The 18,073-nt window shown below is 68.1% G+C and carries 16 protein-coding genes; 4 read left to right on the forward strand and 12 right to left on the reverse strand.

The features are described from left to right. Nucleotides 1-277: 277 nt before the first annotated feature. The 4 genes from LVB77_RS16085 to LVB77_RS16100 are packed head-to-tail and all read right to left on the reverse strand — an operon-like array spanning nt 278 to nt 4,097. A complete protein-coding gene (locus LVB77_RS16085) occupies nt 278-1,393 on the reverse strand; it encodes an ABC transporter permease (protein ID WP_232907088.1) in 1,116 nt (371 codons plus the stop codon). Beyond that, a complete protein-coding gene (locus LVB77_RS16090) occupies nt 1,390-2,325 on the reverse strand; it encodes an ABC transporter ATP-binding protein (RefSeq protein ID WP_232910327.1) in 936 nt (311 codons plus the stop codon). The genes LVB77_RS16085 and LVB77_RS16090 overlap by 4 nt, the downstream gene beginning before the upstream one ends. 56 nt (nt 2,326-2,381) lie before the next feature. Continuing rightward, on the reverse strand, nt 2,382-3,359 hold the full coding sequence (locus tag LVB77_RS16095) for an HlyD family efflux transporter periplasmic adaptor subunit (RefSeq protein ID WP_232907089.1): 978 nt from the start codon (nt 3,357-3,359) through the stop codon (nt 2,382-2,384). A gap of 54 nt (nt 3,360-3,413) precedes the next feature. Beyond that, complete coding sequence (locus tag LVB77_RS16100; RefSeq protein WP_232907090.1) at nt 3,414-4,097, reverse strand: TetR/AcrR family transcriptional regulator; 684 nt, start codon at nt 4,095-4,097, stop codon at nt 3,414-3,416. A 341-nt stretch (nt 4,098-4,438) separates the two neighbouring features. On the opposite strand from LVB77_RS16100, the gene LVB77_RS16105 reads away from it, so the two are divergent. The 3 genes from LVB77_RS16105 to ybeY all read left to right on the forward strand — a co-directional run bounded on the left by LVB77_RS16105 (nt 4,439) and on the right by ybeY (nt 6,270). Next, nucleotides 4,439-4,672: a hypothetical protein gene (locus LVB77_RS16105; RefSeq protein WP_232907091.1), complete on the forward strand. Its 234-nt coding sequence runs from the start codon at nt 4,439-4,441 to the stop codon at nt 4,670-4,672. Nucleotides 4,673-4,772: 100 nt separating this feature from the next. Then, on the forward strand, nt 4,773-5,759 hold the full coding sequence (locus LVB77_RS16110; protein WP_232907092.1) for a PhoH family protein: 987 nt from the start codon (nt 4,773-4,775) through the stop codon (nt 5,757-5,759). 28 nt (nt 5,760-5,787) lie between these two features. After that, nucleotides 5,788-6,270, forward strand: coding sequence for an rRNA maturation RNase YbeY (gene ybeY / locus LVB77_RS16115; RefSeq protein WP_232907093.1), 483 nt, complete (start codon nt 5,788-5,790; stop codon nt 6,268-6,270). A gap of 227 nt (nt 6,271-6,497) precedes the next feature. Here ybeY and LVB77_RS16120 read toward each other — a convergent pair whose 3' ends face one another. Beyond that, nucleotides 6,498-9,230 carry a pitrilysin family protein gene (locus tag LVB77_RS16120; RefSeq protein WP_232907094.1) on the reverse strand — a complete coding sequence of 911 codons (2,733 nt, stop codon included), beginning with the start codon at nt 9,228-9,230 and terminating at the stop codon, nt 6,498-6,500. 504 nt (nt 9,231-9,734) lie between these two features. Between LVB77_RS16120 and LVB77_RS16125 the strand changes: the two genes are divergently transcribed. Next, nucleotides 9,735-9,959: a hypothetical protein gene (locus tag LVB77_RS16125; protein WP_232907095.1), complete on the forward strand. Its 225-nt coding sequence runs from the start codon at nt 9,735-9,737 to the stop codon at nt 9,957-9,959. An 83-nt stretch (nt 9,960-10,042) separates the two neighbouring features. On the opposite strand, the gene LVB77_RS16130 is transcribed toward LVB77_RS16125, so the two are convergent. The 7 genes from LVB77_RS16130 to LVB77_RS16160 all read right to left on the reverse strand — a co-directional run bounded on the left by LVB77_RS16130 (nt 10,043) and on the right by LVB77_RS16160 (nt 17,943). Continuing rightward, nucleotides 10,043-10,504 carry a hypothetical protein gene (locus LVB77_RS16130; RefSeq protein WP_232907096.1) on the reverse strand — a complete coding sequence of 154 codons (462 nt, stop codon included), beginning with the start codon at nt 10,502-10,504 and terminating at the stop codon, nt 10,043-10,045. A gap of 252 nt (nt 10,505-10,756) precedes the next feature. Continuing rightward, nucleotides 10,757-11,164 carry a type IV pilin protein gene (locus LVB77_RS16135; RefSeq protein WP_232907097.1) on the reverse strand — a complete coding sequence of 136 codons (408 nt, stop codon included), beginning with the start codon at nt 11,162-11,164 and terminating at the stop codon, nt 10,757-10,759. Between the two features lie 24 nt (nt 11,165-11,188). Next, nucleotides 11,189-15,058, reverse strand: coding sequence for a PilC/PilY family type IV pilus protein (locus LVB77_RS16140; protein WP_232907098.1), 3,870 nt, complete (start codon nt 15,056-15,058; stop codon nt 11,189-11,191). 11 nt (nt 15,059-15,069) lie between these two features. Next, nucleotides 15,070-15,564: a PilX N-terminal domain-containing pilus assembly protein gene (locus LVB77_RS16145; protein ID WP_232907099.1), complete on the reverse strand. Its 495-nt coding sequence runs from the start codon at nt 15,562-15,564 to the stop codon at nt 15,070-15,072. Between the two features lie 11 nt (nt 15,565-15,575). Further along, on the reverse strand, nt 15,576-16,841 hold the full coding sequence (locus LVB77_RS16150; protein WP_232907100.1) for a PilW family protein: 1,266 nt from the start codon (nt 16,839-16,841) through the stop codon (nt 15,576-15,578). Then, nucleotides 16,838-17,323, reverse strand: coding sequence for a type IV pilus modification protein PilV (pilV, locus tag LVB77_RS16155; RefSeq protein WP_232907101.1), 486 nt, complete (start codon nt 17,321-17,323; stop codon nt 16,838-16,840). Before pilV ends, LVB77_RS16150 begins: the two co-directional genes overlap by 4 nt. Further along, on the reverse strand, nt 17,320-17,943 hold the full coding sequence (locus LVB77_RS16160) for a GspH/FimT family pseudopilin (protein ID WP_232907102.1): 624 nt from the start codon (nt 17,941-17,943) through the stop codon (nt 17,320-17,322). Before LVB77_RS16160 ends, pilV begins: the two co-directional genes overlap by 4 nt. Between the last annotated feature and the right edge of the window lie 130 nt (nt 17,944-18,073).

Below are 18,073 nucleotides of genomic sequence, written 5' to 3' on the forward strand. Positions count from 1 at the left end.
GGGCGGCGCGACCGCATCGGGAACGCTATCGATGGTGTGTTGTTGATCGTCCGCAGCCTGGAATCGATCGTCAACGCAGGGACGGTGCGCGGGCCAAAGGGGGATGACGCTGAAGTCACTGGATCCCCGCCTGCGCGGGGATGACGGCTCTGGGGGTACGCGGCAAGTGGGTGGTCGGGCTACGATGTTTGTCGCTGCGATGCTTGTCGCCGCGATGTTCATCGTTACGGTGCCACGTCGCCACGGCGCGCCGCGTCGGCGCACCGGTATGACAGGCTCAATCCAGCCGTTTGCGGAAGCGCGCGATCGCCAGCGTCATCATCACCGCGATGAAGCCCAGCAGCGCCAGCACGTCCGGCCACAGTTCCCACAGGGACGCGCCACGCAGCATGACGCCGCGGATCAGGCGCAGGAAATGGGTCAGCGGCAAGACCTCGGCCAGCCACTGCACCAGCTTGGGCATGCCCGCGAACGGGAACATGAAGCCCGACAGCAGGATCGAGGGCAGGAAGATGAAGAAAGTCATCTGCATGGCCTGGAACTGCGACTGCGCCTTGGTCGAGATCAGCAGGCCCAGGCTGAGGTTGGCGATGATCAGCAGCACCGCCGCCCAATAGACGTCGAACACGCTGCCGCGGATCGGCACCTCGAACAGCCACAGCCCCAGCAGGATCACCAGGGTGGTCTGGATCAGGCCGATGCCGGCATAGGGCAGTACCTTGCCGACCATCAGCTCGCTGCGGCTCAGCGGCGTGGCGATCAGCAGCTCCATGTTGCCGCGCTCGCGTTCGCGCACCACCGCCACCGCGGTGAACATCACCATGGTCATGGTCAGGATGATGCCGATCAGCCCGGGCACGATGTTCACCGCCGAGCGCCGCTCGGGGTTGTAGAACGCGACCACGCCGATCTGGCCGCCGCCCTGCCCCGGACCCGCGCGCAACGGCCGGTCGTTGGCGGTGGGCGCCGTGTTCAAGGGCAGTTGCGCCAGCTGCGCGGCCGCGGCCTGCACCGAGGTGTCGCTGCCGTCCACCAGCACCTGCACCGCCTCGCGGCCTTCGTAGCGGCGACGCTCGAAATCGGGCGGGATCACCACGCCCACGCTGATCTCGCCGCGGCGCAGGCGCTGCATCAGCTCCTCGGGCGTGCGCGCGGCGACGCTCGGGTCGATCACACCGGTCGCGACCATGTCCATCACCAGCGCGCGCGAGGCGGCGGTATTGGCCTGGTCGGCGACGCCGGTCTGCAGGCCGCGCAGATTGAGATTGATCGCATAGCCGAACAGCACCAGCTGCATCACCGGGATGCCGACGATCATGGCCAGCGTCACGCGGTCGCGGCGCATCTGCCGCAGTTCCTTCAGCACGATCGCGAACAGGCGGCGCAGGTTCATGCGGCACGCTCCTTGAGCGCCGCGTCGTCGCGGCCGCGCGTGGCCGAGACGAACACGTCTTCCAGATTGGGCTGCGAAGGCTCGACCTGGGCATCGATGCCGGCCTGGGCGAGCACGCCGCGCAGGCGCCCGGCGGTGTCGCCGTCGGCGTCGGCCAGCACGCGCAGGCTGTTGCCGATCTGCGCCACGCTGAGCACGCCGGGCACCGCCACCAGCGCCTGCTGCGCGCGCCGCGGCTGCGGCGCCAGCACTTCCACCGTGCGCCCGGCCAACTCGCCGGTGAGTTCCAGCGGCGTGCCGTCGGCCACCAGCACGCCGCGGTCGAGGATGGCGATGCGATGGCAGCGCTCGGCCTCGTCCATGTAGTGGGTGGACACCAGCAAGGTGGTGCCGGCGTCGGCCAGGTCGAACAATTTCTCCCAGAAGTCGCGGCGCGATTCGGGATCGACCGCGCTGGTGGGTTCGTCCAGGAACAGCAGCTCGGGCTTCTGGATCACCGCGCCGGCCAGCGCCAGGCGCTGCTTCTGGCCGCCGCTCATGGTGCCGGCCAACTGCTGCTGGCGGTCCTGGAAATGGTATTGCTCGACCAGCTCGTCGATGCGCTTGCGCGCCTCGTTGCGCGGGATGTCCTGCACCGCAGCCAGGAATTCCAGGTTCTCGCGCACCGTGAGGTCTTCAAACAGCGAGAACTTCTGGGTCATGTAGCCGATGCGCTTGCGCAGTTCCTCGGCCTGCTCCGGGATGCGCAGTCCCAGCACCTCGATCTCGCCGGCGCTGGGCGTGAGCAGGCCGCAGAGCATGCGGATGGTCGTGGACTTGCCCGAGCCGTTGGGCCCAAGGAATCCGTAGACGTGGGCGCGCGGTACGGTGAGGTCGACACGATCTACCGCCGTCAGGGCGCCGAACTGTTTGCTCAGGCCGCGCGCGCGGATCGCGGGTTCGGCGGCCGCCGCCTCAGGGCGGGCGCGCAACGCATGGGCGTCGGCGTTCACGGCTGCGCCTCATCGAACTCCACCCGCACCGGCAGGCCCGCAGGCAACTGCGCGGCGGTCTTGTCGGTCAGCTCCACTTCGGCCAGATAGCTCAGGCGCGCGGCGTCGTCGCCGGTCAACGCGTAGTACGGCGTGAAGTTGGGATCGCTGCGGATCGCGCGCACGCGCCCGCCCAGGGCCTGTTCTCGACCGTCGATGTAGACGCGTGCGCCCTGGCCGACGCGGACGTTGGCGCGGATCGTCTCGGGCACGTAGACGCGCGCGTACGGCGCGTCGCCGACTAGCATCACCGCCAGCGGCGCGCCCACCGGCGCCTGGTCGCCGAGCCGGTACGGCAGGCTGTCGACCACACCCGCGCGCGGCGCGACCACGTCCAGTTTCTGCAGGCTCACCTGCTGTGCGGCGGCCTGGGCTTGGGCCGCGGCCAGCGCGGACCGGCCCTGCGCGATCTGCTCGCTGCGGGTGCCGTGTTCCAGCTCCAGCAAGGCGGCCTGCGCCGCGCGCACCTGCGCCTCGGCGTTGCCGGCGGCCGCGCGCGCGCGATCGACATCGGAGGCGGCGACCAGCTTCTGCCGGCCCAGCGGCTGCAGGCGCGTGTAGTAGGCGCGCGCGTCGGCCGCCTGCGCCTGCGTTGCAGCCAGGTTCGCGCGCGCCTGCGCGATCGCCTCGCTGCGCGGCCCGGCCTGCAGTTCGGCCAGGGCCTCGCCGGCCTGGCGTGCTTGCGCCTGCAAGGCCGCCAGTTGCGACTGGGTGCGGTCGGGCTCCAGTTGCAGCAGCTGCGCGCCGGCGGCGACGCGCTCGCCTTCGCGCACGTCGATGCGCAGCACTTTCTCCGCGGCGGGCGCCGGCAGGCTGATGCGGTCCCATTCCAAGGTGCCCAGGGCCTGCGGACGATCGTCGCCGCAGGCGGACACGGCCAGCGCCAGCAGCAGCGGCGCGGTCCAGCGGGAAAGCGATGGGGAGGGACGGCTCATCGGATTGCTCCGGAAACACTGGATGTGGAAGTGGCGGGATCAGGTAGGGCGGAATCAGCCGCAGGCCAGGCCGCGGTCGAGCAAGGCGATGGTGTGTTCGCGCAGGGCCTGGTTGTCGAACGTCTCGATGCCGAATACGCGTTGCCAGACCGGTGCGCCGGCGATCGGGAACAGCGTCAGACCGACCAGGGACACCACCAGCAGGCGCGGATCGAGATCGGCGTTGAGGCGGCCGTCGCGCTGCGCCAGCGCGAACCGCTGCGCCAGCATCTGCGGCAGTTGCGGACCGATCTGGTCCACCAGCAGATCGCGCAGCGCGCCGCCCTCGCACAGCACCTCGCGCACCCACAGCGACGGGAACCACGGGTACTGCGCCACGGTGTCGCCGACGCCGCGCACGAAGGCGGCGATCAGCCGCGCGCTGTCGTCGCCGGCGGCCTGCAGATGGCCGGCGAGGCTGGCGATGGCCGGCATCACCCGCTCCTGGATCACCGCCGCCTGCAGCTGCTCGCGGTCGCCGAAGTAGTAGTGCAGCAGCGCCGGATTCACACCCGCCTCGATCGCGATGCTGCGCAGCGCGGTGGCGGCGATGCCCTGGCGGGTGTAGCAGACGATGGCCGCGTCCAGCAGGCGCGAGCGCAGATCGGGACCGTCCGCGGCCGGGCGCCCCGGGGCGCGACGGGTGGCGGCGGTTTTGCGGGGGCGGCGGGGCGCGCCGGAAGGCGGATCGATGCTCATACGCTTATTTAATTCAACATTTAATTAGTTCGCAAGCACGATCCGACGAACGGCCGGTGCGCGACAGACGGAGCCGCGCCGACATGAGGAAAGCCGGCGTGGCTTGCCCGCCGGATCCGCCCGCGACGGAGTGCGCGCCGAGCCGCCGACGGCGCCCGGCGCCGCCCGTCGGTGACGCGTATCGCGCCTGAGCAACCGGCCGTTAGGAAACGTATTGCCATCGGCCCCGTCGCGAACGCGTCAGCGCCCGCGACCGAATCCCATCGACGACGCCCGACTCCGCACGTCGCGCCGATCCCGCGCGGGCTAAGCTGCGCGCCAACGCACCCGAAGGCGCCGCGATGCCCACCGCTCCCACATCCAGCCTGCTTTCGCGCGGCGCCGTCGGCTTCTGGTTTCTGGGCCTGGGTGCGCTGGGCTTGCTGCGCGGCGCGATGCGCGCGTTCCGTCACGGCCCCTTCGCCGCCGACGCCGTCACCTGGGTGTGGCTGATCGGCTCGGCGCTGATCCTGCTCGCGGGCGCGGTCGTGGTCGTGCGCGCGGCGCGGTCGATGCGCGAGCGCGTCGACGACTGAACGCCGCCCTCGCCCGCCTTTGCGAAACCGCGCCGTCGGGCGCAAGCTGACACACCCGGCGCGCGATCGTGCGCGCGGTCCATGGAAGATCCCTCCCCCGATGCAAGCCCGTACCGCCTCCGAATTCGTACTCGAACCGGCCGACACCGAACGCCTAGCCAACCTCAGCGGCCCGTTCGACGGCCACCTGCGCCAGATCGAACTGCGCCTGGGTGTGGAGATCGCCAACCGCGGCAACGTGTTCCGCGTGGTCGGCCCGCAGCTCGCGGTCGGCAAGGCCGAACGCCTGTTGCGGCGACTGTGGCGCGACGCCGCCGAGGAAACCCTGGACGACGGCGCGATCCACCTCGCCCTGACCGAGTTCGACGCCGAACAGCTGGTCAACGACGACATCGAACCGCAGGAAGTCGCGATCCGGGTCAAGCGCGGCACCATCCGCGGCCGCGGCGCCAACCAGGCCAAGTACCTGCACGCGATCGCCGGCCACGACATCAATTTCGGCATCGGCCCGGCCGGCACCGGCAAGACCTTCCTGGCCGTGGCCAGCGCGGTCGAGGCCTTGAACGAGGCGCGCGTGCAGCGCCTGATCCTGGTGCGCCCCGCGGTGGAGGCCGGCGAGAAGCTCGGCTTCCTGCCCGGCGACCTGAGCCAGAAGGTCGACCCCTACCTGCGCCCGCTCTACGACGCGCTCTACGAAATGCTGGGCGTGGAGAAGGTGGTCAAGCTGTTGGAAAAGAATGTGATCGAGATCGCGCCACTGGCCTACATGCGCGGACGCACGCTTAACGATGCCTATGTGATCCTCGACGAGGCGCAGAACACCACGATCGAGCAGATGAAGATGTTCCTGACCCGCATCGGCTATGGCAGCACCGCCGTGGTCACCGGCGACCTCACCCAGATCGACCTGCCCAAGCATGTGAAGTCCGGGCTGCGCGATGCGCTGGACGTGCTGCGCAACGTCGACGGCATCAGCTTCACCTTCTTCGAGGCGCGCGACGTGGTCCGCCATCCGCTGGTCTCGCGCATCGTCAGCGCCTACGACGCCCGCGACGCGCAGGACGTCCAGACCGGCCCCTCCGCCTGACCCGCCCTAACCTTATTCCGACGCCCCGATGACCAAAGGCCCCGTCCGTCTCGATGTCGCGATCAGCTATGCGGTGCCGCGCACCGGCATACCGGCCGCGGTGAGCTTCCGCCGCTGGGTCGCGGCCGCGCTGGACAGCCGCATCCGCGAAGCCGACCTGGCGATCCGCATCGTCGGCACCAAGGAAGGCCGCGCGCTCAACCGCCACTACCGCGGCCGCGACTACGCGACCAACGTGCTCAGCTTCCCGGCCGAAGTGCCCGAAGGCCTGCCCAAGGGCGTCAAATTCCCGCTGCTGGGCGACCTGGTGATCTGCGCACCCGTGGTCGCGCGCGAGGCGCGCGAGCAGAAGAAGCCGCTGGCCGCGCACTACGCCCATCTCACCGTCCACGGCGCGCTGCACCTGCTGGGCTGGGATCACGAGGACGAGCGCGAGGCCGAGTGCATGGAACAGCTGGAGCGCGAGATCCTCGCGGGCCTGGGGATCGCCGATCCTTATCTTGAGGATTGAGGTCGCCTGAGTACGCGGCTTCGTCGGCGTCGAAGACGCCGCCGCAGGGTGCGGTGACAACCGCATCGTCGCGCGGGCTCGGATCGTCGCGACGATGCGGCTCGCCTTTGGCTCACCACATCCTACGCGGGGTGTTGGCTCGACCAATCCGTCGCGCGTTTGAACCCGCGAAGCACCCGCAGAATGCGGTTCGCCTTTGGCTCACCGCATCCTACGGCCGGACTCGCTCAGTCCGCTTGCGCTTTCACGACCTCGCCGTAGTTGAGCTCGCGCACGCCGGCTTCGATCTTCTTCAGGTCGCCGACCACGATCCACACCAGCTCGTCGGGCTTGACCGTCTTGCCGGCGCGCGCCAGCGCGTCGGCATCCAACGCGCGCAGGCGCTGGGCGTAGTCGTAGTAGTACTCGGGCGCGCGACCGGTGTTGGCGATGTCGGTCGCGGCGGCGACCAGCGAATCCAGGGTCTCGAAGCGTCCCGGCAGGCGCGCGACCTGGCTGCGCATGATGCTCTCGTACTCCTCGCCCACCAGCGGCCGCGCACCGGCGACGCCGCGGATTTCCTTGAGCACCTCGACCATGGACTCCTTGGTCTTGTCGGTCTGCACCGGCGCCACCACCACGAAGCTGCGCGGGCCACGCGCGCCGGACAGGCCGCCCGAGGTGCCGTAGGACCAATGCTTTTCCAGACGCAGGTTGCGATTGAGGCGCGAGGTGGCCATGCCGCCGAAATTGCGCATCACCGTTTCCAGCGCCAGATCGTCGTCGCTGGCGCCGGTGGGCCCCAGGTGCGCGGCCAGGATCACCGACTGCGGCGCGTCCGGCCGGTCGATCAGCACCACCTTGCCGCGTCCGGGCGAGCTCGGCGCGCTCAGGCGTTTGCTGGGCGCGGTGCCGCCTGCCCAGCCGCCGAATGCGCGTTCCAGTTCGGGTTTGAGCGCGTCCAGCGTGACGTCGCCGGCGACGATCAGGGTGGCGTTGCCGGGCACGAACCAACGCGCATGCCAGGCCTGCAGCGCCGAGCGCGGCAGCGCCGAAATGGTCGTCTCGCGGCCCAGGCTGCCGCCGGCATTGCCGTAGGCGTGGCCGGGCCCGTACAGCAGCGGCGGCAGGGTGCGCGTGGCGGCGCCGGTCGGGCTGGCGCGCTGCTGCTCGATCGCGGCCAGCTGCTGCTTGCGCTGGATCTCGACCATGTCCTCGGGGAAGGCCGGATTGCGCGCCACGTCCGCCAGCAGATCCAGCGAACCGCCCAGGTTCGGGCGCAGCGCGGTCAGGTAGACCAGGGATTGGTCCAGCGAATTGCCGACGTTCAAGGTCGCGCCGAGGGCGTCGCGCTCGTCGGCCAGGCGGAACGCGTCGCGCGTGGCCGTGCCCTTGAGCAACAGGTCCAGAGCGAAGCGCGAGGTGCCCGGCGCGTCGGCCGGATCGGCGCTCACGCCGGCATCGACCGCCAGGGCCACGCTGACCAGCGGCGCGGAGTGGCGCTCCAGCAGCATCACCTTGAGGCCGTTGGACAGCGTGGTGCGTTGCAGCTTCGGGAAATCGACCTGCGGCGGCGCGCCCAGCGCCGGCAGCAGCTTGCGATCGAACTCGTCCTTGCCCGCGCGCAGCTCCGGTGCCGGCGCCACGGTCAGGGTGGCGTGGTGGCGGCCCAGCCACTCGCGCGCGCTGGCCTGCACCTGCGCCGGCGTCAGCGTGGACAGGTCGCGCAGGCGGCGCAGATAGGCTTCCGGATCGCCGAAGTAGGTCTCGCTTTCGGCCAGCACGTCCGAGCGTCCGCCGAAGCCGCCCAGGCGCTGGCTATTGCGCGCGAAGTCGGCCAGGTAGCGGCTGCGCGCGCGCTGCAGGTCGGGCGCGGCCGGCGCCTGCGCGAGCGCGCGCGCCAGCACCGCGTCGAGTTCGCGCTCAGCCTCGGCCGGGTCCACGCCCGGCTTGACGTCGACGGTGACGATGAAGGTGCTGGTCAGCTGCTTGTCCCACACCGAGGCCGACACGTCGGTGGCCAGCTTGCGGTCGAACACCAGGCGGCGGCTCAGCGGCGCGCTCTCGCTGCCGGCCAGCACGCTGGCGAAGAGTTCCATGGCGTGAGTGTCGCGCTCGCCCATCGGCGGCAGATGCCAGGCGCGGTAGATGCGATGCTGCGGCACGCGGTCCTGCACGCTGTCGCGCAGGTCCTGCTCCAGCACCGGCACCCAGGCCTGCAGGCGCGGCAGCGGCGGGCCGGGCGGAATCGCGCCGAAGTATTTGGTCGCCAGCGCGCGCGCCTGCTCGACGGTGATGTCGCCGGCCAGCGCCAGCACCGCGTTGCTCGGACCATAGTAGGTGGCGTACCACTGCTTGATGTCGTCGAGCTTGGCCGCCTGCAGGTCTTCCATGCTGCCGATGGTCGGCCAGCTGTAGGGGTGCGAATACGGATAGATCAACTGCACCATGCGGTCGAACACGCGGCCGTAGGGCTGGTTCTCGCCCTGGCGCTTCTCGTTCTGGACCACGCCGCGCTCGCGCTCCAACATTTCCTGATTGATGTTGCCGGCCAGGAAGCCCATGCGGTCGGCCTCCAGGTACAAGGTGCGCTCCAGGCCCGAGACCGGCACGTCCTCGAAGAAGTTGGTGCGATCGGTGTTGGTGGTGCCGTTGCGGTTGTTGGCGCCCAAATCGTCCATCGCTTCGCGGAAGCCGTGCGGATAGTTCTGGCTGCCATTGAAGAAGAAGTGCTCGAACAGATGCGCGAAGCCGGTGCGCCCGCGGCGTTCGTCGCGCGAACCCACGTGGTACCAGACGTTGACCGCGACCAGCGGCACGCTGTGATCCTCGTGCACCAGCACGGTCAGGCCGTTGGGCAGCACGATGCGTTCGTGCTTGATGCGCAGGCTGTCTACGTCGGGCACGGTCGGCGCGGCGGCCCACGCAGCGGGAGCCGCCAGGGCGGCCATCAGCAGGAACAGGATCGGAGATCGGCGCATGGTCGGTACCGGTGGCAGCGAACGGGATAGGGCCCCGCACGCAGTCGCCCGCGCCATCGCGCCTGCACCCTGCCCGAGAGTTCCCCAAGCGCACGCTAGCAGCGCCCCGGCGGGGCGTCCTGGGCCAAAGGGCACGGGTAGGACCGCGGCGCGAACCTCGGGCTACGACCCTCGCCGCCGCGGTTGCGCCACGGGCAACGAGGCGACACGAGCCGCGGAACCGGGCCGGGCCATGCTGGACCTGCCAGTTTGGACGCACCGCCCGCCGGATCGAACCCCGGGCCGCCACGGCGGGTCGGTGCCCGCGCCCAGCCCAGCCCGGCACATCCCCGCCCGGCACGATGGATCGCCCCCGCAAGCCCGGTTGCACGCCCTTTACGCGGACCGCTGCCGTTGCGATTCGGCAGGCGCGCGCCCTCCTTCACACCCCGGCCCTGCGAGCGTTGAACCAAGTGCGAACGCGAGGCGACGCGGCCTACGTCGCCCAACGACCAGGAGACACGCATGCCTTACATGACCCAAAGCATGAGTTCGGGGACTCTGCCCGTCATCATGTACTACCGCAAGCAATCGAAGCCGCACGTCAGCCACAGCGAATCCGGCCAGTTCACCACCGACGCGATCGCCGCCTACGCGACGGCCAACAACATCGCGACCACGGACGTGGTCACCGGCACCTATCGCAGCGGCCAAGGGGTACCCCGAAGTCCATCAGCCGAAGAGATCTGAAGCCGGCCGTAGCGATCCGACCGGCCTCGCGCAGGCGGGAAGACCGCGCCTGCGCGCGCCGTCGCGCCTCGGCCGGTTCACCCTTACAGACAATCGGCCAGGCCGTCGTAAATGCTGCGCTGCGTCGCGGGCAGCGGCGCACGCAAGGGCGTATCGCCGTCCAGCGCCGCCAGCAGGGCCTCGATCGTGGTGCGCGGCGCCAGCGGCGCCTTGCAGCGCCACGAGCGCGCCTGCACCTGCACCCTACCGGTAGCCGGATCGATCTCCTCCTGGCTGCCGGCGAACACCCAGACGCACTGGGCGATGACGCCGCTCACGCGCTCCACCGAACACACGAAGCGCAGCGATTCCAGGTTGCTGTACTCGCCCTCGCAGAAGGTGTCGCCGCAGATTTCGTCGAAATCCCGCCGCAGACCGTGCACCACGCGATACCAGGCCTCGTACTCCGCGTCGCTGCGCAGGTAGCTGCCGGCATCCACGTACTCGGCGGCGGCCGCCGCCGTGGTGCAGACGGACGTAGACGCCGCCACAACGATCGAAGCCACGATCCTGCGTACGGCCAAGCGCTTCGACAAACCGCGCATAGACATTCCTCCTTGAATAGCGACCCCGCCAACCGGGGCATCACCACGCTAACCAAGCGCCGGCCCCGTCGTTATCGGTGTACTGGCCGATGTCTTGTCGGATTTATCCCAAAGATTCGTAGTGCAAATCCCAGACCCCAATGTCTCGCCCGCAGTCGACCTGGCTTTGTTGACGAGTCGGCTTGCACGCGGCGGGCAGTTCAGCGCAACCGCCTACCAGCAGCGCGAGATATCGGAGCTGGCTGCGCTCTTCGTGCCCGCGGCATTCAACCCCAAGGCTCCGCACAAGCTGTCCTGCACCTGCGAACCTTGCGGCGTCGCAGTGAGCGTGTATCCGTTGACCGTGCGATTCTCGATGGCGATCGTGTAATACGCCGTGCCTTGTCGGGGCGACACCCCCATCCCGGTCGGGATGTCGAACCCCACATAGGTTCCGTTGACGGTGCGGAAGCGCTCGGCCTGTTGAGAGATTTCCATCAGGTCGGCTTTGGCCTGGCCGCGCCGCGCTTTCCGAACGCTGTCCTGATAAGCCGGCACGGCAACGGCGACCAGAATGCCTGCGATCGCGACCGCGATCATCAACTCGATCAAGGTGAATCCTCGTGCTTCGGTGCGGCTCATGATTTCGAACACTCCTCAATGCGATCAACGAACCTGACGCCACGACTGACGGCCGCACATGCCGCCCTTGTACAGCGGGGGACCGCCCGCGGCCTTGATGATGCGCATGCATTGCTGGCCCTGCGCGGCAAGCCGCGCCTTGATGTCGTCCTCGGTCGCGTCTTCGCCCAACGGCGAAAGGGGCGGCGCGCTCATGACGTCGACATCGGTGACCGGCCCCTTGCTGTCCGTCTTGAGCTCGAACGCACCGGAACCGGCGGGGCTAGGCGTGGCCGTGGGCGAGCCGGCACGCACGCTGTCCATGTAGGCGCTACCGCTGAGCGCGCTTAGGCCGTACAGCCAATTGGTTCCGCCCATGGCGCAACCGGCCAGCGCCTGGTTCTTGGAACCGGCCATGGTCGGCTCGAATGTGGGGAAGAAGAAGGTGCCGCCCTGAACGCGCGGACGACCGACCATCCGCTCGCCGGCCTGCACCGGCGCCGCCGTCCCGGTCTTCACCGCCAGGTCGAGGAACCAGCCGGATTTCCCGGTGAAGTTGACCGAGTTCTGGGTGACTTCACGAACACCGTCGCTGTTGTCGTTGCTCAGCACCTGCTGCTGCAGGACGGTGTCGCGCGCCCCAGTGATGCGAACGCCACGGTCGACCACGCCGTAGGCGGATTGCATGTCCTTGTTCTCGGCGTCGCCGCCGAAGGAATAGCTGCCGGTGCCGAACAGGATCATCACACCGTTGGAGGGCCCCGCCACCGCATTCAACGCGCCGGTGATCGGCTGGCGCTTACCCGCAGCGTCCTTGGCCGTGAACAGCGGCTGGTTCGCACCCAGGGCCGGCGTATTCGTGCGCAGGTCGAACTTCCAGATGTTGCCATGCAGATCGCCGCCGTACACGGTATCGACGTAGCCGTCGCTGCCGGCGACGAACTTGCTGCCGTCATAACTGTAGCGGTCCAGCAGAACCACATTGCCCAATCCGTTGGAATCCGTCGGCACGCCGGTGCCCGCCGTCTCGGCCACCTCGATGGTGGAGGCAGCGCCCGTCGCCAGGTCCACCACGAACAAGGACGCCTTGCCGTTCTTGCTGCCGTAGCCGTTGCCGAAGATCGCTTTCCATTGCGTGCCCGCAGCCGTGCGTACCGGCGCGATCAGGGGCTTGCCCAGCACGTGACCGATTTGCTCGCCGACCGCACCGCTGACCTTGTCGTTGAGCTCCCACAGCACGCTACCGCTGCTGAACGAGGTCGGGTCCGTCACATCCAAGGCGAAGGCCCCCCGGCCGCCGGCCCCGGCCGTGCCGACCAACACCGTCTTCCATGCGCTGCCGGCGTAGGCGTCGGAGACGGTCACGGGGCCGTCCACGTAGTAGCGATGCTGGAAGATCTGGTCGCCCTTGCGATCCGGATCGTATGGAAACAGCAAGTTGCCCATATGCCCGAGCGAGGTATCGGGGATGAAACCGAAGGTCTCGGCGCCGCTGTCGCCGCGAAAACCGTGCAGCATGCCGTCGTTGGCCCCCACATAGACCATCGTCGGGCGCGCGCTTTTCTGCTTCAGGTACGCCGCGTAATCGTAGGGATCGTAGTCGCTGGACTTGGCGCCGCGCAGGCTGGTGAATCCATAATTGTCCGTGGGCGACGAAACCACCGGCGAAGAATTGACGATATCGCCCAGCCGGGTGGTCCGGTCGCGCAATTTGCCGCCGTTTTTCTTCTCGCCGGAATCCTGGCCCGCCAGGTAGGCCACGGCTTCGGCCTCGCTCACACCCAGCAGCGTCGCCGACAGCTCGCTGCAGACGGCCAAAGCATCGCTGCAGAGCCGGGCGAACACGTTTTTCAGATTGCCCGCGGTGAATGCGCGGACCGTAGGATTCACGCTGCCGCCGGCACTGGCGGCGAACAGAAGGTTGCGTCCGGTCCGGGGCAAGCTTTCGCCGACGTCCCATTTGCGCGTCAAGACGACCTGCCCGTCCTTGTCCACACCGACCGTGGAGCCCCGCAAACGCCCATACCAATCGGTGCCGTTGTTCCTGGACTCGAAGAACGGCTCGACCGACAGCGAGTTGCTGGAAATACGCGCACCGCTCAAACCCGCACTGCCGGAAGGACTGGCGCCTGTGGACACCGCCGCCAACACGCGACGCAACGCCGCGGTTATGTCGGCGGGCGCCTTGGCATTGACGTATTCGCCCCGGGTGTTGATGGTGGCATGCCAGATGTCGTCGACCGTGCTGGGCGTACCGTCCTGCCAACCCGCCCAGGCGGGACTTTCCACGAACGGATCCTTCGGCTGATTGGGATCGAAAAGAGTACCGCGCGCGCCCAGTGTGATGCCGTAGAAGTTCAGATGCAGCCTGCGCTCGCAATCCAATTTCTTGCTCGGCGAAGCGCTGGCGCACTCTTCCGGCACGGGCACCTGGCCCGCGCCGCCAGCCAGCGCGAAGCCGCCGTCAGAGCGCAGCGGCACCACTCCGCCGCTGGCGACATCGAGGTAGTAGCGACTGACGATATCGGCCATGGTGTTCGAGTAGCCGTCCTGAAACGGCGCCCCCATCTTGCCATCCACATTGCCGGGCGTCGCCGGCGTGGTGGTGCTGATGTTGGTATACCCATCGGTGAACAGCAGGACCGCATTTTTTTGGCATGCGCGCTGCACCGGCGCGCCGCGGCTATTTCCGGTGGCGGCATCGGTGCGCACGAACTGACCCGCGGCCGCGCTCACCGCCTGCAGATTCGGCGTGCCCTGAGCGGTATCGCTGGCCTGCAAGGACAGCATGCTCGTATACAAGGCGCGCCTGTCGTCCAGCACGGACATGTCGCGCATGGCGACACGCTCCGTAGCCGGATCGTCATAGCTGGCGAAGGAATTGATGGTGAAGTACCCGATGCGAAGGTTGCGCACATCGGCCATCGCCCGAGTCATGCCCGCGATCATCGCGCGGTTGCGATTCCCGTAGTAGCTGAACCAGTTGGCGAAGTTCTGCAGCATCGCGTTGTAGTTGGCCGCCGAGTTGAAGTTGTCCGACGCGATGGTGTACTTCCACAGGTCGCAGCCGGTCCCGCAGGCATTGGCGACGACCTGCCGCGCACTCGTCTTGTAGCCCTGCGGCTGTCTCGCGGCCGCAGTGGTGGTACGCATGTAAAACGTGGCCGGGTAGTACTGCATATAGACTTCGGCGCCGCCGCCGCTCCAAGTCATACCGCCCGGACCGATGGCGACATCGCTGGCGGCGCCTACGCGGCGGACCTTGGTTCCTGCAGGAAGAAACATGCCATCGCGCACCGTGAAGATGTCCGCGGTGCTGTATCGGTCCGCCGCCAGGTTCACTGTGTCCGCGTTGCGCGGATCCATTTTGGTCGAAGAGACCGAAGCGTTTCCTTCGGGATTGAGCAGGCTGTAGTCGTACGGCAGCTTGGCCGGCGGCACGCTCGCCGCCAACCAAGGCTCGTAGGTCACATTGGGATCGAAATAGGCCGGATTGAAGTCCGGCGAGCGAGCCGCGCCGAACGAGTCGAGCGGCGGCAGGAGGCGCCACGCGCTCACTACGACGCCGCTCGCGTCGCGGGCACGGTTGCCCGCCATTACGTAGTAGTAGTCGCAAGCGCCGGTGGTGCGGGGCGTGGCGGCCGACGAGAAAATGCCGAAGGTCCTGCCATCGTCCGAACCGAAGCACACGGCTCCGTCCGGCCCCGGGAACAACGTCTGGAATGCCATGGATCGCGAATCGTCCACCGTCATCACGAACGCGGGCGGAACGCCCTCGCCGCCTAAGCTCAAGGGCGCCTGCGCGAGAACGCCCGCCCCCTGCGTGTCGACATTGGCGCCGGACAAGGGGGCCCGCAGGCCGAGTGCGACCAGACCGGTCGCGACGACGGTAAACAGTATGCGGTAGGTATTCATGGCCGGGCCGCTCAAGGCAGGATGAAAATGGTGTCGACGACGGCATCGGAATTGGGCTGACCGGCGCGATCCCCGCGATAGACCGTGACGCGAAAATTCGAGAACACTTTCTCGCTGGCGGGTGCGCCGCCGTAGACGCCGATGTCGTTCGCGGGCACGCAGGCATCGATGTTGACGATGCGCGGCAGCGGATCCTTCGCGTCGGATCGCTCGCTCGCAATGGCGGCCTGCGCGCCGAAGCCGACCGGATCGTAGTTGCCGCACTCGTCGTCAGGGTGCACCGAGGCGGGATCGCTGCGAATGGCGGCTTCGGCCTGCCTGGCCGCCGCTTCCGCGCGCTGAAAAGCCGCGTTGGTGGCTTGATAGCTGCTGGACATGCGCTCCTGCATCGCAGCGATCTGCATGCCGGTGACGCCTAGCAGGGCCATGATGACCAGGAAGATCAGCGCCACGTAGAGGGCCGCGCCTCGTTGCTTGCGTGGACCGTGGAAGCCGGAACGATTCATGGCCTGTCTCCTCAGTTCTCGAACAGGCGGTTGCGCTGGGCCACGCTGGTTTCGTAGACCGACCGGTAGTAGCCGTCGTTCTGCGGATTCACCTGCGTTCCCAGCACCGACAATTGCTGGATCGCCGGATCGCGCTGCGCCGACACGGCGCCTTCGGAGCTGCGCATCACCAGTCCGATCTGAGCCAGGCCCACGCGGCGCCACAGCGCGGCGTTGGCGGCGCTGGGGTTGACCACGCCACCACCGATCTCATTGCCGGTCCAACTGGTGGTGATGTAGCCCGACGGCGGCTGACCGGCCGCGGTCACCCGGTCCTGCCCATACAGCAGTTGCAGGGACTCGACGCCTTCGACGAGTTCCTCCCGCACGGTGTCCAATGCGCCGGTCGATCCGCGCACGAAACGGGCGCGGAACAACGAGGGCGCACGGACGCCGGTGGCGCCGCTGCCCTCGCCGCGACCGACGTAATACACCACCACTTCGGCGCGGTAGAGCATGGTGCGGTGGAGGTCGTAAAGGTCCCGGTCGCCCATGAAATCGGACTGATTGAGCTGGCCACCGCCCGAAGCGACCGTGACGGTGCCGCTGCCGGCATCCACGGTGCCGGCAAACACGCTGGCGCGCAGGCAGTCGGACAGGCCGAACAGACCGCTGGCCGCCGTATCGGTGACCGTCTGCTTCCGGGCCGGAGCGATCGAGCCGGCACCGGACCCGGTATTGAACGCGGTGATGCCGGTGCTGTCCGGCGCGAAGTAGCGCATCACGACGATGTCGCTGTTCTGGACCGGCTGCAGCGCGACCAATTCGGCCGGCAAGGAAGGACTCCACTGGTTGGCGTTGCCTAGCGCGGGCTCGCCTTGGGCCAGCGTGACGGTGCTGCCCGGCGTAGTACCCAGCGCCTCGAAGCCCTGCAAACCGACGTCGAAGCGCAACGGATAAGGCGCCGCGGCGAAGTTGCCGGCCACGCGGTTGGCCTGGCTCAGAAACAGCAGGTTCAGACCGGCCTCGGCCGGACCCGGCGACAGCAGCAGCGCCGAATCGCTGACGCAGCCCAGGTGTCCCGCCATGCGCAGGTCGCGCTCCAGCGAGTCCATCGCGAAGCGTGCGTTCTCCTGCGCGCGCCCGATGCCTTCGGCCAGACGATAGGCCGCGCGCGATGCCGACATGACCTGCACCAGGCCCAGCATCAGCAGCATGCCGATCGCAAGCGCGACCATCAGTTCCACCAGCGACAGGCCGCGCTGCGCCTGCCCATGCTTGCGTGCTCGTGCGTTCATAGCTGGCTGGTCACCGCGTAGATGGATTGGCCGGAGCCGCGGGTCGCGGGGTTGAGGTCGTCGCTCCAGCGCAGCGTCACCGTGACCTCATCGCCGTTGAAGGTCACTTGGCCCTGCCCGCCCGGAAGGCCGGTGCTCACTTCGCAGCGCCACAGATCCATGCTGGCCTTGTAGTCGATCGTCGCGGCGCGCGCGCAGCCGTTCTTGTTGGCGCTGGCGGGGAAACTATCGAACGTCAGCGTGGCGTACTGCCGGGCGACCACGCGATGGGTGCGCATCATGTCCAGCACCTGATGCGACAGATCGACGGCCGTGGTGCGATGGTTGGCGCTCTGCGTATAGCGGATGTTGAGCGTCTGCAGGAAAGCCAGTCCGAGCAGGCCGAAGGCCAGCACCAACAGCGCGATCAGCACCTCGATCAGGGAAAAGCCGGCGACGGAGCGCGCCATCGGCTGCCGGAGCCGCGAAATCGACCGGCTCATGCGCAATCCGCCTTCTGCACGCGTACCTGACCGGCACGCGTGACGGTGAGATTGCGTTGCCTGCCCGCGGCACCGGCCGCGCAATCGGCGGCATGGGCGCTGAATTGCGCGTTGACGGCCGGCGCGGTCATGCGGCCGCGGCGATCGAAGACGATGACCGGCACCGCTGCCGCGGCGGTCACGCGCAGTTGCGCCGGGTTGCCCTGAAAGTAGCGGATCGCCGGCTCGTCGTCGCCCTTGGCGCCGTCCTGGTTGGCGTCGTTCCACACCAGCCAGCCGGCGCTCCAATCGCCGCCGCAGACGGTACCGTCCGCGCTTGGGCACATGCCACCGGCGCGTTTACTGCGAACGCCCTCGCTGCGCGCCAGATTGACCCCGGCGATCATCGAGTTGGAGGCCGCAGCCAGGCGGTTGGAGGCCAAAGCGGCCGAGAACGAGGGCCAGGCCAACGCCAGCAATATGCCCAGGATGGCGATGGCGATCATCAGTTCCATCAAGGTGAAGCCATCCGATCGCGTCGTAGCCATACCCTTCCCCGCCCGGACATGCGCAGCCCGAATCCGGCGCGATCCTATCCAGCCAAGCGCATGCACCACGAAGCTTTTTGCGACCAAAGGCATGCCGCGGGGAGCGAACGGCGACCGCTCCACCAGCACTACAAAACCATTGCGTAAAACTGGTGATAAATAGCCACAAGAGCGCTTTTTTTCGCAGTTTTGCGCACTATTTGAATCAAACACTCACCACGAA

This window comes from Lysobacter sp. 5GHs7-4, assembly GCF_021284765.1.
Taxonomy (GTDB): domain Bacteria; phylum Pseudomonadota; class Gammaproteobacteria; order Xanthomonadales; family Xanthomonadaceae; genus Lysobacter.

Excerpts from the sequence above, each read along its gene's own strand:
- LVB77_RS16100 (WP_232907090.1), bottom strand. The coding sequence starts at position 4,097 with ATGAGCATCGATCCGCCTTCCGGCGCGCCCCGCCGCCCCCGCAAAACC.
- LVB77_RS16150 (WP_232907100.1), bottom strand. The coding sequence starts at position 16,841 with ATGAACGCACGAGCACGCAAGCATGGGCAGGCGCAGCGCGGCCTGTCG.
- LVB77_RS16145 (WP_232907099.1), bottom strand. The coding sequence starts at position 15,564 with ATGAATCGTTCCGGCTTCCACGGTCCACGCAAGCAACGAGGCGCGGCC.
- LVB77_RS16110 (WP_232907092.1), top strand. The coding sequence starts at position 4,773 with ATGCAAGCCCGTACCGCCTCCGAATTCGTACTCGAACCGGCCGACACC.
- ybeY (WP_232907093.1), top strand. The coding sequence starts at position 5,788 with ATGACCAAAGGCCCCGTCCGTCTCGATGTCGCGATCAGCTATGCGGTG.
- LVB77_RS16140 (WP_232907098.1), bottom strand. The coding sequence starts at position 15,058 with ATGAATACCTACCGCATACTGTTTACCGTCGTCGCGACCGGTCTGGTC.
- LVB77_RS16120 (WP_232907094.1), bottom strand. The coding sequence starts at position 9,230 with ATGCGCCGATCTCCGATCCTGTTCCTGCTGATGGCCGCCCTGGCGGCT.
- LVB77_RS16105 (WP_232907091.1), top strand. The coding sequence starts at position 4,439 with ATGCCCACCGCTCCCACATCCAGCCTGCTTTCGCGCGGCGCCGTCGGC.
- LVB77_RS16135 (WP_232907097.1), bottom strand. The coding sequence starts at position 11,164 with ATGAGCCGCACCGAAGCACGAGGATTCACCTTGATCGAGTTGATGATC.
- LVB77_RS16085 (WP_232907088.1), bottom strand. The coding sequence starts at position 1,393 with ATGAACCTGCGCCGCCTGTTCGCGATCGTGCTGAAGGAACTGCGGCAG.
- pilV (WP_232907101.1), bottom strand. The coding sequence starts at position 17,323 with ATGAGCCGGTCGATTTCGCGGCTCCGGCAGCCGATGGCGCGCTCCGTC.
- LVB77_RS16095 (WP_232907089.1), bottom strand. The coding sequence starts at position 3,359 with ATGAGCCGTCCCTCCCCATCGCTTTCCCGCTGGACCGCGCCGCTGCTG.
- LVB77_RS16125 (WP_232907095.1), top strand. The coding sequence starts at position 9,735 with ATGCCTTACATGACCCAAAGCATGAGTTCGGGGACTCTGCCCGTCATC.
- LVB77_RS16160 (WP_232907102.1), bottom strand. The coding sequence starts at position 17,943 with ATGCCTTTGGTCGCAAAAAGCTTCGTGGTGCATGCGCTTGGCTGGATA.